The sequence below is a fragment of the Nonlabens sp. Asnod3-H03 genome (assembly GCF_045063665.1).
GTDB lineage: Bacteria > Bacteroidota > Bacteroidia > Flavobacteriales > Flavobacteriaceae > Nonlabens > Nonlabens ulvanivorans.
Window position 1 is genome coordinate 1,172,684 of the sequence record NZ_JBEFOD010000008.1, and the last position, 14,124, is coordinate 1,186,807.

General features: G+C 36.5%; 11 protein-coding genes. 4 read left to right on the forward strand and 7 right to left on the reverse strand.

Going from position 1 to position 14,124, the window contains the following annotated elements:
• Positions 1-51: 51 nt before the first annotated feature.
• From ACJJVI_RS08485 to ACJJVI_RS08495, 3 genes are all read left to right on the forward strand, one after another.
• Positions 52-960 (forward strand): TIGR02594 family protein, encoded by a 909-nt coding sequence (locus ACJJVI_RS08485; protein WP_405351437.1) that lies wholly within the window; start codon positions 52-54, stop codon positions 958-960.
• Between the two features lie 4 nt (positions 961-964).
• On the forward strand, positions 965-1,507 hold the full coding sequence (locus tag ACJJVI_RS08490) for a hypothetical protein (protein ID WP_405351439.1): 543 nt from the start codon (positions 965-967) through the stop codon (positions 1,505-1,507).
• A 458-nt stretch (positions 1,508-1,965) separates the two neighbouring features.
• On the forward strand, positions 1,966-2,196 hold the full coding sequence (locus ACJJVI_RS08495) for a GIY-YIG nuclease family protein (RefSeq protein WP_405351441.1): 231 nt from the start codon (positions 1,966-1,968) through the stop codon (positions 2,194-2,196).
• Positions 2,197-2,352: 156 nt separating this feature from the next.
• On the opposite strand, the gene ACJJVI_RS08500 is transcribed toward ACJJVI_RS08495, so the two are convergent.
• The 5 genes from ACJJVI_RS08500 to folE form a co-directional block, all read right to left on the reverse strand.
• Complete coding sequence (locus ACJJVI_RS08500) at positions 2,353-2,829, reverse strand: DUF192 domain-containing protein (protein WP_405351443.1); 477 nt, start codon at positions 2,827-2,829, stop codon at positions 2,353-2,355.
• Positions 2,822-3,781, reverse strand: a complete 960-nt coding sequence (lgt, locus tag ACJJVI_RS08505) for a prolipoprotein diacylglyceryl transferase (protein WP_317290849.1) — start codon at positions 3,779-3,781, stop codon at positions 2,822-2,824. The genes ACJJVI_RS08500 and lgt overlap by 8 nt, the downstream gene beginning before the upstream one ends.
• Before the next feature lie 279 nt (positions 3,782-4,060).
• Complete coding sequence (gene yidD / locus ACJJVI_RS08510) at positions 4,061-4,285, reverse strand: membrane protein insertion efficiency factor YidD (RefSeq protein ID WP_036581885.1); 225 nt, start codon at positions 4,283-4,285, stop codon at positions 4,061-4,063.
• A gap of 2 nt (positions 4,286-4,287) precedes the next feature.
• Positions 4,288-5,772: a cysteine--tRNA ligase gene (gene cysS / locus ACJJVI_RS08515; protein ID WP_042271152.1), complete on the reverse strand. Its 1,485-nt coding sequence runs from the start codon at positions 5,770-5,772 to the stop codon at positions 4,288-4,290.
• Positions 5,773-5,908: 136 nt separating this feature from the next.
• Positions 5,909-6,580: a GTP cyclohydrolase I FolE gene (gene folE, locus ACJJVI_RS08520; protein WP_042248377.1), complete on the reverse strand. Its 672-nt coding sequence runs from the start codon at positions 6,578-6,580 to the stop codon at positions 5,909-5,911.
• A 182-nt stretch (positions 6,581-6,762) separates the two neighbouring features.
• Between folE and ACJJVI_RS08525 the strand changes: the two genes are divergently transcribed.
• Positions 6,763-11,343 carry a T9SS type B sorting domain-containing protein gene (locus tag ACJJVI_RS08525; protein WP_405351446.1) on the forward strand — a complete coding sequence of 1,527 codons (4,581 nt, stop codon included), beginning with the start codon at positions 6,763-6,765 and terminating at the stop codon, positions 11,341-11,343.
• A gap of 125 nt (positions 11,344-11,468) precedes the next feature.
• Here ACJJVI_RS08525 and ACJJVI_RS08530 read toward each other — a convergent pair whose 3' ends face one another.
• Both ACJJVI_RS08530 and ACJJVI_RS08535 read right to left on the reverse strand, forming a co-directional pair.
• On the reverse strand, positions 11,469-12,989 hold the full coding sequence (locus ACJJVI_RS08530) for an outer membrane protein transport protein (RefSeq protein WP_348021794.1): 1,521 nt from the start codon (positions 12,987-12,989) through the stop codon (positions 11,469-11,471).
• 21 nt (positions 12,990-13,010) lie between these two features.
• The gene (locus ACJJVI_RS08535) at positions 13,011-14,030 is read right to left on the reverse strand and encodes a hypothetical protein (RefSeq protein WP_405351448.1); all 1,020 of its coding nucleotides are present in this window, start codon (positions 14,028-14,030) and stop codon (positions 13,011-13,013) included.
• Between the last annotated feature and the right edge of the window lie 94 nt (positions 14,031-14,124).

A 14,124-nucleotide genomic window follows, 5' to 3' on the forward strand; every position in this document is an offset into this window, starting at 1 on the left:
TTTTCAGACCATCTAGGAACTACAAATGCACTCACAGATGCAAACGGAAATATGTACCAGTTTTTCCTTAACTTACCCTTTGGAGAAACCATGGCAGAGCAAACATCCATATCATATTACCAGACCGAGTTCAAGTTCAACGGTAAAGAACTGGACAATGAAACAGGTATGTATTATTACGGAGCACGCTATTATGACCCTAGTTTAAGTATATGGATGAGTGTAGATCCACTCGCAGAGCAGTTCCCTAACTTCTCACCTTATAATTATACCATGAACAACCCTATCAATATGATAGATCCGGATGGTAGAGCAGCTGAAGGGCCTGATCGATATGGTCCAGATCCCGATAAGGTAAAGAAAAAGGAAAAACTAATTGCCGCTTTCAAAGCAATAGCCGAGTACATTAAAAAAAGCGACGAAAAGATTGCTGCTCAAAAAGCTGAAGCAGCAAAGGCCGAACAAGAAAGAATGGCTGCTACCCCATGGATGGATACAGCAAGGTCTCAATTAGGAGTGAAAGAGACTAAAAGAAATGGAGGAACCAAAGTAGATAAGTACTTGAAAACAACAGGTCTTCCTACGGAGAATCCTTGGTGTGGAGCTTTTGTAAATTGGACTTTGGAACAAAACGATATGGAGACAGTGCCAAATGCTGCGGATCATTCTACACATAAGGCTAGAGCTAAAAGTTATAGAACATTAGGTGTAAGCCTAACTAAACCTGCAATAGGGGCAATTGCTACTAAAAGTAGAAAAGGTGGTGGACATGTAGGTTTTGTGGCAGGTATAACATCGGACGGTAAAATAGTACTTTTAGGAGGTAATCAGAATGATTCAGTAAATTACACTGCATATTCGAAAGACATCTTACAATTTAATTACCCGAATGGATATACTCCAAATTACACATTGCCAGTTTTAACTGTTTCCAAAACTGGAACCATAAAAGAAGATTAATATGATGAAAATATTGTTAGTTTGTACTTTGATTTTTAGTTGTAAAAGTTTGAATCAGGTTGATAATTCCGCTAATCGTGAATATTATAACTGTTTTAATGCAGATGGTTTTCTTGATTTTCAAAATGATATTCTCGAGCCTAGCAAATGGCAAAATTATATAGATTTTGATAATGGAAAGATGCCAGTAGGAGTCTTGCTTTCTTTTAATTCAGAAGAAGAAATAAATTTATATGAATTGAATCTCCAAGATTTTCTAAAGTATCAAAATCTTGTGTTTCCAGAAGATTTCATAAACGGAATCAAATCAATCAATGGAGCTGCTCTTTTTAAAAATGGAGAAACAGAATCTGAGTTGATAAGCAGCGATTTAGATGTGGACAGATTTTACTTTAAAACGACTTATAGTTCTAGTTCTAACGATTTAATTGTAAAGTTGAATTATGAATACATAGAAGATGGCAATAAATATGAATCGACTGTTAATTATTACTTTCATTTTGATAAATGTAAAATGATTCTGCAAAAGGTTTTAGTGGTTAATTAAGCCCTTTATAGTGATAACCCACGTCGCGCGCGTTTGCAACGCGTTCGTTAAAGTCTAGCATTTGTAATGCGATACACAGTCATTATAAAGTAATTATTAAAAAAGGAAAGCTAGAAACAGTTTTCCTTTTTTTATGAATCATAGAAGTTAGTTTAGTGAGTTGTTTAGAATTACTTTTTCGCAATAGCGTACTAAAAAATCTAAAAGAGCTTCTCATTTGAGAAGCTCTTTTTATATACTGTCATTCTGAACTCGTTTCAGAATCTGCTAGTGCTGTAAAACTAAGTTATGTTCTAAATGATCATCCATCGTCTCTGTAGTAAGAGATGCTGAGATAAATTCAGCATAACAGGTGTTGTGTCTTTTTTAGTAAATTTAAAATCTATGCCAAAAAGAGCTCATCATAATTATACTGTTTATTTCCTAACCAATAAAAATTAGGAGTACTATATACAGGCATGACTGGAGGATTAGACGATAGGTTATTAAGGCATCGTTTAGGGGAAGGATCAAAGTTTACTAAAAAATACAACGCTAATAAGTTGGTCTATTTTGAAGAATTTCAATATGTTAATGATGCTATTACCCGTGAAAAACAAATTAAAAACTGGCATCGACAGTGGAAAATAAATCTCATAGAAAAAGATAATCCTGATTGGGATGATTTATCTGGAAATTGGGTTTTATAGTATAAAAAATAAATCTGTCATTCTGAACTCGTTTCAGAATCTGCTGATCATGAAAAGCTAGAGATTGAGTTGCAAAATAAGTCTTCATCGCTGTAAAATCAGATGCTGAGATAAACTCAGCATGACAGAATATTTCTTAGTAAGACTTGATTATTTCTATTCCCAAACAAAAACATCACCTACATCTAGGCCCCATTTTTCTGCAAGGCCAGCTTTTATTTCTAAGGCATATTGTGCAGATCCAGCACTAGGTAACAGTGTTTCATCCATAGGTTTTGCGTTCTCTACAAAACTTACAATAGTGCCATCTGCTTTAAGATAGATGATGTCAAGAGCGATTTGCGTATTCTTCATGTAAAAAGAAAGTTCTTGTTCTTCTTTAAAAACAAATAACATCGCTTGATCACTATTCATGCTGGTACGGTACATCAATCCTGTTTGAATATCATAATCCGTATCGGCAATTTCAACCTCTAGAGTTTGTATAGTATCTCGAGTAGCTTTTTTGATCAAGTAACCTGTAGCTTCTTTGGTGAAAGAGATTTCGTCAGTACTTAAGGAAGCAGATTTTTCATCGCGACAACCTGTAAGTGACATAGTAGCAATAATAATAGTAAAGATTGAATTACGCATTGGCTTTAGGTTCTGGGTTTTTGAATAGCCCTTTAGGACTAAACATTAAAAAGAGTCCGATCAGTATAAACGGTATACTTAAGAATTGACCAGTATTTAAACCGTATTCTAAAAGCAGTTCTTGATCTGCGTTTGTTTGCGAAGCTTTGATAAACTCTATAAAGAAACGTACTGTAAATAAGAGAACAAAGAAAAGGCCAAGGATATAACCTAGTTTATGACGTTTCTCTGTTTTCCAATAAACCAGATATAAAATTACAAATACACCGACATAACATATAGCTTCATATAACTGCGCAGGATGTTTAAAAGGTATGGACTCTAGAACCTCAGTAAATTGCGGATTATTTACGACCGTATCTATGGCTTTATCGGTATCAGTATAGCCCGTTTTTTGTAATGCGGCAGCCACATGTGGATCTGACGTATCCCTTACAAATTTAAATCCAGCCCAGAAATCTCCACTTTCCTTTCCGTTAATCTCACTATTGAATAGGTTTCCTAATCGTACAAAAGTTCCTCCTATTGCGGTAGGGATTACAATACGGTCCAATACCCAAAACATATGTTTTTTTAAATGTTTTCTACTGTAAAAAAACATGGCTATGATGATTCCTAATGCTGCACCATGGCTAGCCATACCAGCAAATCCCGTCCATTCAAATGGGTCTAAAGAAAAAGGTAGTAAAACGTGTAATGGGTCATTAAAAAGTACCTCTGTCTCATAAAAAAGGTAATGCCCGATACGCGCACCAGCAAGGCAACCTATAACGGTATACATAAACAAAGGATCTAACTTATCCATTCCTACACCATCGCGCTTAAAAATTGGTTTAATGATATACCAGCCTAGAACAAAGGCAATGACGTAAGATAAACTGTAAAAATGAATGGTAAAAAATCCTAGATCAATCCCTTCTAATGGGTTCCAGATAACTTTTAATGAATACATATGCTTTTATTGAGTGGCTAAATTAAGGATTTTAGTTGTGAGGTTTTAGTTTTTGAGTAGTGAGTTTGTCTTGCAATAAGAATGAAAATGTGGGCTAAGATATTTTCGGATTTTAAAGTTGTTATATAATATGATTATTATAAAAGTAAAAGCCGTGTTTGGTTTAGCGACAGTCGAGACCTAGATATATTTCTATTTTATGGTATAATAACTTGTAAGTGAGTAAAAGGAAAATATGTAGCTTTTAAACTTAAACTTAAACTTAAACTTAAACTTAAATCAGGGAACCGGATCATAACCACTGCCGCCCCATGGATGACAGCTCAGTATTCTTTTAAGGGCTAGCCAGCCACCTTTAAAAGCACCATGTTTTTTTAAGGCACCGACAGCATAATGAGAGCAAGTAGGCGAGTACCGGCAACTCGCTGGTGTGAAAGGAGATATCGCAACTTGATAAAACCTTACAATCCACAATAACGGATATGCCAGTATCGAATACTTCATTTTTATTTTACGGTATAAGTAGTGCCATCTGCACCATCTTTTAATTGAATACCTGCAGCAACTAATTGATCTCTTATCTGGTCACTAGTGGCCCAATCTTTATTAGCTCTTGCTTGCGTTCTTAAATCTATAATTAATTGCATCGCGCCATCCAGGTGTTTAGAGTCTGTAGAGCCCGTTTTTGAACTGGTTTCTAGACCCAACACATCATAGAAAAATGCATTAAATGTTTCCTTAATCAATTCTATGTCAGCAACTGTAGCCGTTTGTTTACCTTCTTTAACCGCATGGATCATTTTGGTACCTTCAAAAAGCTCGGCGATAAGAATAGGTGAATTAAAGTCGTCATTCATGGCTGCATAACAACGCTCTACCCATGCAGGCACATCTATGCTGGTTTCTTTACTTGATGTTAGATCAGCGATAGTTTTAATGGCTTCACTTAATCTATTGAATCCTTTTTCTGCTGCTAGGATCGCATCGTTACTAAAGTCTAAAACACTTCTATAATGCGCTTGCATCATAAAGAAACGTACGACACTAGGTGAAAATGCCTTTTCCATAAAGTCATTATCGCCAGTAAAGAGTTCTTCTGGTAATATAGAATTACCAGTAGATTTAGACATCTTTTTACCGTTAAGCGTTAACATGTTAGCGTGCAGCCAGTAATTTACTGGACTGTGGCCATGCGCTGCCTCACCTTGTGCAATCTCACATTCATGATGTGGGAATTTTAAATCCATACCGCCACCATGTATGTCAAAAGTCTCTCCTAGATATTTTGAACTCATAACGGTACACTCTAGATGCCATCCTGGAAAACCATCGCCCCATGGACTAGGCCATCGCATGATGTGTGCTGGACTTGCTTTTTTCCACAATGCAAAATCCTGTGGATTATCTTTTTCACTCTGCGCATCTAGCGCCCGAGTATTAGCAATCATATCTTCTAACTTACGACCACTTAGTTTACCATAATCATGGTCCTCATTAAATTTAAGAACATTAAAATAGATAGATCCATTACGTTCGTAAGCATATCCGTTATCAATAATTGTTTTGATAATTTCTATTTGTTCAACGATATGACCAGTTGCTGTAGGTTCAATATTAGGCGGTAGATTGTTGAATTTATTTAGAACGTTATGAAAATCTAGCGTGTATTGCTGTACGATTTCCATAGGTTCTAGTTTTTCTACACGAGCCTTTTTTGATATTTTATCTTCACCTTCATCAGCATCATCAGTTAGGTGACCAGCATCTGTAATATTGCGCACATAACGCACTTTATAACCTAAATGCTGTAAATAACGATAAATCATGTCAAAAGAAATGAACGTACGACAGTTTCCTAAATGTACATTGCTATATACCGTAGGACCGCAGACATACATACCTACTAGACCTTCGTTTATAGATTTAAAAATTTCTTTTTCTCCCGTAAGAGAGTTGTACAATTGGAGCTTTTGATCTTGATATCGCACCATGATTTATATATTATTTGAAGTAGTTGTAGGTGATTGATTTTTAAAAATACGCTTTCGCGAAAGCATAATATAAAAGCTTTTTACCCAATAAAATTTATGGGGCAAAACTATCTACAAACTTACGATTCTATACTAATTAAAATTTTGTTTCCATTTTAATGTAATCGAGAAATTCTCGACGTACAATAGGATCTTTAAACGCACCGCCAAATTCACCGGTCACCGTACTGCTTTCTATATCACGTATACCGCGACTATTAACGCATAAGTGTTTTGCATCGATAACGCAGGCTACATCTTCTGTATTCATGACCTGTTGCAGTTCACGTACAATCTGTATGTTTAATCGTTCTTGAACCTGTGGACGTTTTGCATAATAATCTACAATACGGTTCATTTTAGAAAGTCCAACGACAGATCCGTTTGAGATATAAGCAACGTGTGCTCTACCTACTATAGGAAGTAAGTGGTGCTCACAGGTAGAATAAAGTACAATGTTCTTTTCTACGAGCATCTCGCCGTATTTATACTTGTTGTCAAAGGTAGATGCACTAGGTTTTGCATCTGGACGTAAACCGCCAAAAATTTCTTTCACAAACATTTTTGCAACACGGTTAGGTGTACCTTTTAAGCTATCATCAGTCATGTCCATTCCTAGTGTTTCAAGGATATGGTGGACATCTTTTTTAATGATTTCTATTTTTTCTGCATCACTTTTTTCAAAAGCGTCAGGTCTTAAAGGAGTTTGTTCGTTTGATGATAAATGATCGTGATCATCTACATTATTAATTAAGTCTTCTATTTTCATGTGCACATTTGCTCTAAAAGGAGCCATAAATATTAAAAAGCAAAGGTATGGAATACGGACGTAATACGGGTGTTTTAAGGGATTTAGACTAAAGAAAAGTGTTGTTACGTTAAGATGGTGTTAAGGATTTTCTGCATATTTGTAGAAGCAGATGAAAAAGTGAAAAAAGCAAATTTAAAACGATGAGACATTTATTAACAATTGCGATAATCTTTATAGGGTTATTTGCCACTGGTCAAGGAATTATTAATATGCCCGATAATAACGGCGTTCCTACCAGGTTTGTAACCTGTAGTGGTTCCTTTAATGATGATGGTCAAAATGGAGATTATGGAAATAATATAAATGGTTATGCCGTTTTTTGTCCAGGTATACAGACCGATAGGATGCAGCTCAACTTTATCCAAATGATTATCCAAACCGGAGATGTGTTAACTATCTATGATGGTGATTCTACAGCAGCGCCGCAATTAGGAACTTTTACTAATACGACTACCGCACCAGGAATGTTTCAGGCTAGCGCAGGAAATCCTACGGGTTGTTTAACGGTGACCTTTACTTCTAATGGTAGTGGAACAGGTGCAGGATGGAGAGCTGGGATAAGCTGTTTTGATCCTTGTCAAGCGATAAGCACTACAATTTTAACAACACCAGCACCCGATGCGGATGGGATTGTTCGTATTTGTCAAGGTGATACTGTAAACTTTGATGGGTCTGCAACCTTTAGTGTTGACGGAACTGGAGCTACCTATGAGTGGGATTTAGGTAACGGTGGAGGATTAAATGCTGGAGCAATTCAAAGTGAAACTTATACCACATCTGGTATTTATTTAATAGACTTTGTAGTTACTGATGCAACCGGTTGTTCTGATCGAGAATCTAGAGATGTCGTTGTTCATGTATCTACAGATCCAGATTTTACAGGAACCGCAGCGGTAGATAATACCATCTGTTATGGAGAGTCTACTGATATTAATGGTAATGTAACACCTATAGAATTTGCAATAACGCCATCACCACCTATTACTGGTAGAACATTTTTACCAGATGATAATGGGACAACCAGTTATCAAACTTGTGTTAGTGTTGATTTGTTCCCACCTGGAGCGACGATGACTAACGCATCTGATCTTATAGATATCTTTTTAAATATGGAACATTCCTATTTAGGTGATTTAGATATATCAGTTACTGCACCTAACGGAGCAACTGTTTCTTTACATACCTATGGAAGTGGTGGTGGAGGAACTTTTTTAGGAGTACCTATTGATATTGATACTGATTTAAATCCAGGTACTGGATTTGATTATGTTTTTACAGAAAGTGCAACGCAAACTTGGGCGCAAGCTCAGGCTGGTGTAACTACTTTGCCAGCAGGTGATTATTTACCAGTTGATCCTTATAGTACCTTTGTAGGTACACCGCTTAATGGACAGTGGTGTATTAACATTACAGATAATTTGTCGTCTGATAATGGTTATATTTTTTACTGGGGACTTAATTTTAATCCAGCAATTATCCCAGCAGACTTATCATTTACACCTAACGCGACCAGTGAGCAATGGCTAGCAGATCCTTCTATAACTAATACGGTAGGAAGTACGATAACAGTAACGCCTACTACTGAAGGTGTGAATTGTTATACTTATGAATTTATTGATAATTTTGGATGTACCTATACTGATACTGTTTGTATTACTGTACTTCCAGAAATAACTAACGGTGTTCCATCTGGATTTGTCATTTGTGATCCTACTGGAACAGCCGCTACAGTAGATTTAACAACTCGTGATGTAGAGATATTAAATGGTCTTGCAGCAACAGATTTTCCTATTACTTATCATTTGACACAGTCAGATGCAGAGAATGGAGTAGGAGCAATAACAACTCCTACGGCATATACAAACACATCAAATCCACAAACTATTTATGCAGCAATCACAGATAGCACAACTATGTGTGTGGTTGTTGAATCATTTGATATCTCTGTGGGTAGTGCAGCTTATAATACAGTTCCAGACATTGACTTATGTGACGATCCTAGTAATGATGGGTTTGAGATTTTTGATTTAACTTCACAAGAGGCTGGTATCTTGGGTAGTCAATCGGCTATGGATTTTACCGTTACTTATCATACTACTCAACTAGATGCTGATGCTGGTATAAATGCTATACCTAATCCTACTAGTTATGTAAATGTGCAGACACCAGCAGAAACAATTTATGCGCGTATAGAAAGTGTTACAGATGCTACATGTAATGATACAGGAAGTTTTGACATCACTGTTTCTCCTACACCAATAGCAAATATTCCTATGGATATAATCGCGTGTGATGATGTGTCTAATGATGGAATAGCAACGTTTATTCTTTCGTCTAGAAATAGTATGGTGTTGGGAGCTCAAAACCCAGCAGATTTTAGTATTTCTTATCACAGTACTCAAGCTGATGCAGATTCAAATACAGCAGCTTTAACTAGTAGTGGTTATATGAATGCAGGTACTGGTCCTGAAACGATTTATGTTCGTATAGAAAGTGTACTTAACGATGAATGCTATAACACAACTTCATTTTTAATTAGAGTTGATCCTCAAGCTGTGTTTAATACGGCTCAAACTATCAATTTGTGCGATGATACTTCTAACGATGGTTTTGAAATTTTTGATATAACAAGCAATGAAACTGATATTTTAGGAACTCAAAATCCAACAAATTTTACGATTACTTATCATAATACTCAGATGGATGCAGATATGAATACGGCGTCCATTCCTAATCCAGGAAGTTATACTAATATTTCAACACCTGTTGAAACCATTTATGTTAGAATTTCTCCTAATGGAAACGTGAATTGTTATGCAACGGGTACCTTTGATATTGAAGTAAGTCCTACAGCTGTTGCAAATCCTGTTACTGATATGACATTGTGTGATGATTCTTCAAATGATGGTACTGAAGTATTCGACTTATCTACACAAACAGCAACGGTATTAGGAACACAATTACCTGCTGATGTTGAGGTGACTTATCATGCATCACAAGCAGATGCTGATGCGGACACAGGATCTTTAGCCTTAAACTATCCTAATACTTCAAGTCCACAAACAATTTATGTTCGTGCAGAAAATGTTAATAATACTGATTGTTATACAACGACAAGTTTTGATTTAATATTAAATCCAGCACCTACTATTGCAGCTGCTGCAGATTTACAATTATGTGATGATCCTAGTGGTGATGGTGTAGAGAATTTTGATTTAACGGTTAATGAAACTGCAATTCTTAATGGTCTAGCACCAGCAGATTTTATGTTTACCTACCATATGAGTCAAGCAAATGCAGATGCTGATGCGCCATCCATTGCCACAGCTTATGATAACACATCCTCGCCAGAAACAATTTATGTAAGAGTAGAAAACATTAATACAGGATGTTATAACACCACTAGTTTTGATTTAATAGTAGATGCTATTCCTGCTATAGCAACCGTTTCTAATCTTGAAGAATGTGATGAAGATGGTGATACGGTTGCGATATTTTCTTTAAGCGATCGAGAGTCCGATATTATAAATGGCCAGACCGGTGTGACTGTATTATATTATGCTTCTAATGCAGATGCTTTAACTAATACCAATGCATTAGATGAAAACTCTTATTCTAATACCGCAAATCCTCAAACTATAAGTTATAGACTAACTAATGCTTCTGGCTGTTATGCAATAGGGGACTTTATTATAGAAGCAGTTGCTGCACCAATGGTAATTACGCCTATGGATGTAAATAATTGTGACGATGGTACTGGAAATGCTATTGCAGATTTAGCGCCAGTTACTACTCAAGTGATCGGTACTCAAACAGGTGTTACTGTGAGTTATCATGAGTCACAAGCCGATGCTGACAATGATTTAAATGCAGTAGCATCCACTTATGCTTACAGTTTAGATACCACTTTATTCATAAGGGTAGAAGATGATAACACAGATTGTGTAAGTTTTACCACTGTTAATTTAATTATCGATCCATTACCACAGCCTAGCCTGTTGTCACAATACGTTTTATGTATTGATAATAATGGAGTTTTATTAAATGGTCCAGAGGTTCTGGACACTGGTTTGAACAACACAGATTATACCTTTGAGTGGTTTTTAAATGGAGCTGTTATCGCAGGTTCTAACAGTGCTTCACACGATGCAATAGAGCCTGGTGACTATGAAGTAATCGTTACTAACATTGCTACTGGATGTGATAATTCAACTACGACCAATGTGAGACAATCAGGTATTCCTACAGCATATAGTGTCGACGTAACAACAGAAACCTATGCAGTAGATCATCAGATAATCGCGACTGCAACAGGTCCAGATGAATACTGGTTTAGACTTGATGATGGACCATATGTAAACAATGGAGTGTTTAATAACGTATCACCAGGATTACATAATGTAACGATAGCTGAACGTTCTGGTTGTGGTGAAATAATCGTTGAGGTGTTTGTATTTGGTTATCCGGACTACTTTACACCTAATAATGATGGTTATCATGATACTTGGAATATCATCGGTGCAGATCGATTACCTATTACAACCCTATACATCTTTGATAGATATGGTAAATTGTTAAAACAACTAGATACCGTAGGACCTGGATGGGACGGGAATTATAATGGACAGCCATTACCTAGCTCAGATTATTGGTTTAAGATAGAGTATGAACAAGATGGAAGAAAAGGTGAAGCAACTGGTCACTTTGCATTGAAACGATAGATTAGTTTGTATTTCGCTTTCGCGAAAGCAAAATCATATTACCAATATGAATCTTTTAATCTTCGTTAACAAAAAAAGCCTTTGAGAGATTTCTCAAAGGCTTTTTTTGTTATGTCCAATAGTTTCTAGAAATTAAAACCTATGGTAGCGATAATGTTATTTTGAACATTATTAATTGCAGCGCTAGAAGTTAAGCCAGACTCAAATAGTTGCTGGCTGTAATCTCTTTCTGCACGATCGTAAGAGATGTCTAGCGTAGTTTGTCCCCAAGTGTATCCTAAACCTAAGCTGTATCCAGTTAGATCATCCATGATATCTTTGTTTTTATAAGGAGACTGCTCATTACGGTATCCTGCACGTAATGACCAATTGCTAACTCGGTATTCTCCACCTATACGTAACGTACCAGCATTCGTTAAATCTTGATTGATTTGTCGATTGTTTTCAGCAAAAAGAGGATCGCTGGAAGGCTTAAACTTTAGACTAGAGTAGTTTTTTGAACTGTAATCTATGCTTATTAGACCTTTCTTTCCAAAGATGTAAGCTAGGCTTCCACTGATACTGCCAGGTGTTCTTAAATCGTAAGGTGCAAAGATATTAACTACATTAGGGTCAATAATCTCAGTTATGGTGCCACCACTTCCATCAGCACGTCTTGCAGATACAGATTGTGTGATAGATTCTTCTACATCATACCATGTAGGCGATTCATAAGCAGCACCTATTCTTATGGCGTCTGTTAATTTTGCTATAGCGCCTACTTGAAGAGAGATACCAGAGGCTTGAACATCTAGATAATTATTAAATCTTACAGCATCTACTAATGCTCCATTGTTATTTTGTTCTGAAAATGATGTAGAACGTTGATAGTCTATATAATGAGTGTTTATGTTGAGTCCTAAACTCAATTTGTTTTTAATTTCTAACGCTCCATTAAAAGATAATTTACTTTGATAGCCAGAAGTGTTTTGAGAAAGTTGTTGGTCAAATGTTCCTGTCCCAGTATTAGAAACATAGGCAGTATTAAATTCATCGTTGTTATCAACGGCATCAATGACAAAAGATTGATAACCTAAAAAACCCTGTTGAGCTCCGAATCCTTGATCTTCACCTAAGAATCGATAAAGGCCAGAAACGGTTTCATCAGGCCTTAATTGAAAATTATCGAGTTCGACTCCATTTGCAAAACTTAAAAAATATTCAGAAATAGAGATGTTATTAGTGCCAGCTATAAAAAGATTGTTATCGTAATTACGAGTATCGTCATAATTAAGTCCAAACGAGAACTTTGTTACAGCTGCGTTCTCATTTTGATTTTTATATACTAAAACAGCTCCAGCTTGGTTTAAGGTAAAGTCATTATCGTTATTTTCTGCAAATGAGCTGTTGAAATTACTGTCTGTCTGATTACCGGTATACCCTAGCGAGACACTTGCGAAATGGTTAGCAAATATGACAGATCCTGCAGGGTTGCTTCCTATGGCTGTAAGGTCTCCTCCTAAGGCTCCAAAGGCTCCACTCATACTACGATAGCGAGCGGTTCCATATGAGCCTTGTTGGCCATATAGTAATCCATCAGCTATCGTTTGTCCATAACTGCTTACTGCGCCTAAAAGGCAAGCGCATAATATTATTGATTTTTTCATAATAAAATAATGAGTTTAAAACTATCCTCTACGACCACTAGATCTTGTTCCGCTAGATGATCTTCCAGATGAACTACTAGAAGATCGGGTAGAGCTTGAAGAGCTTCTTGAGCTAGAGCTTGAACGACCCATTGTACTGCTTCTATTACTACGGCTAGAAGAATTGCTTCTTGCTGTAGAGTTACTAGATCTCGTTGAACTGCGTCTAGAAACTCCAGTGCTATTTCTACTAGTACTACGCGAGTTCGTTGCAGTTGTTGAGCGACCTCGACTTACACCGTTAGTACCTCTACCTACGTTACGTCTTGTTGTATTTCTATTATTCACCGAAGTTGTTGCTCTAGAGTTTCTTGAAGTATTTCCTATGGCATTTCTAGAATAGTAATTTCTATTACCATTTACAAATGCGTAATTGTTTCTATTGTAATAGTTGCCCCAGCGATTACCCCAAGCAAAGCCGTTGTTGTAACCCCAATAATTCCAACCGAATCCGCCACCCCATCCAAAGCCTTGATTCCAACCCCAATTGTTCCAACCATATCCACCGTGCCATGGGTTTCCCCATCCAAATCCTCGATTCCAACCCCAATTGTTCCAACCGTAACCACCATACCATGAGTTTCCCCAACCGAATCCTCTATTCCAGCCCCAATTATTCCATCCGTTATCGTAATAGTTAATAACTACCGTACTTGGAGTTTCACCAAAACCACTTTCTCCACCGCCATAATTTGAGGTATAGTCTGGATTAGATTGATCATAGCTTTGAGAAGAATAACTGTCTACATCTGTAAACACACTGTCCTGACCAAAGTTTTGTCCATATTGTTCAGCTTTTTCAGCAAATAAATTTTTATAATAAGATCCGCTATTCTCTTCATAGCTCACTTGATCTATTTCTTCGTCATCGTAACTATCGCCGTAAATTCCATCATTATAGGATACCGCATCAAACGAGCCACATGATGTTATAGTTATCATCAGTGCCATTAGGGCATAAATGCTCAATAATTTTGGAAATTTTAAAGTAGATGTTCTCATAGCGTAATAATTTATGATGATAGTATAAAAATAAGTAGTTTTGAGGGCTAAATAAACCTTTTAACAAAACTTAATAATAATCATCAAGTTTTGT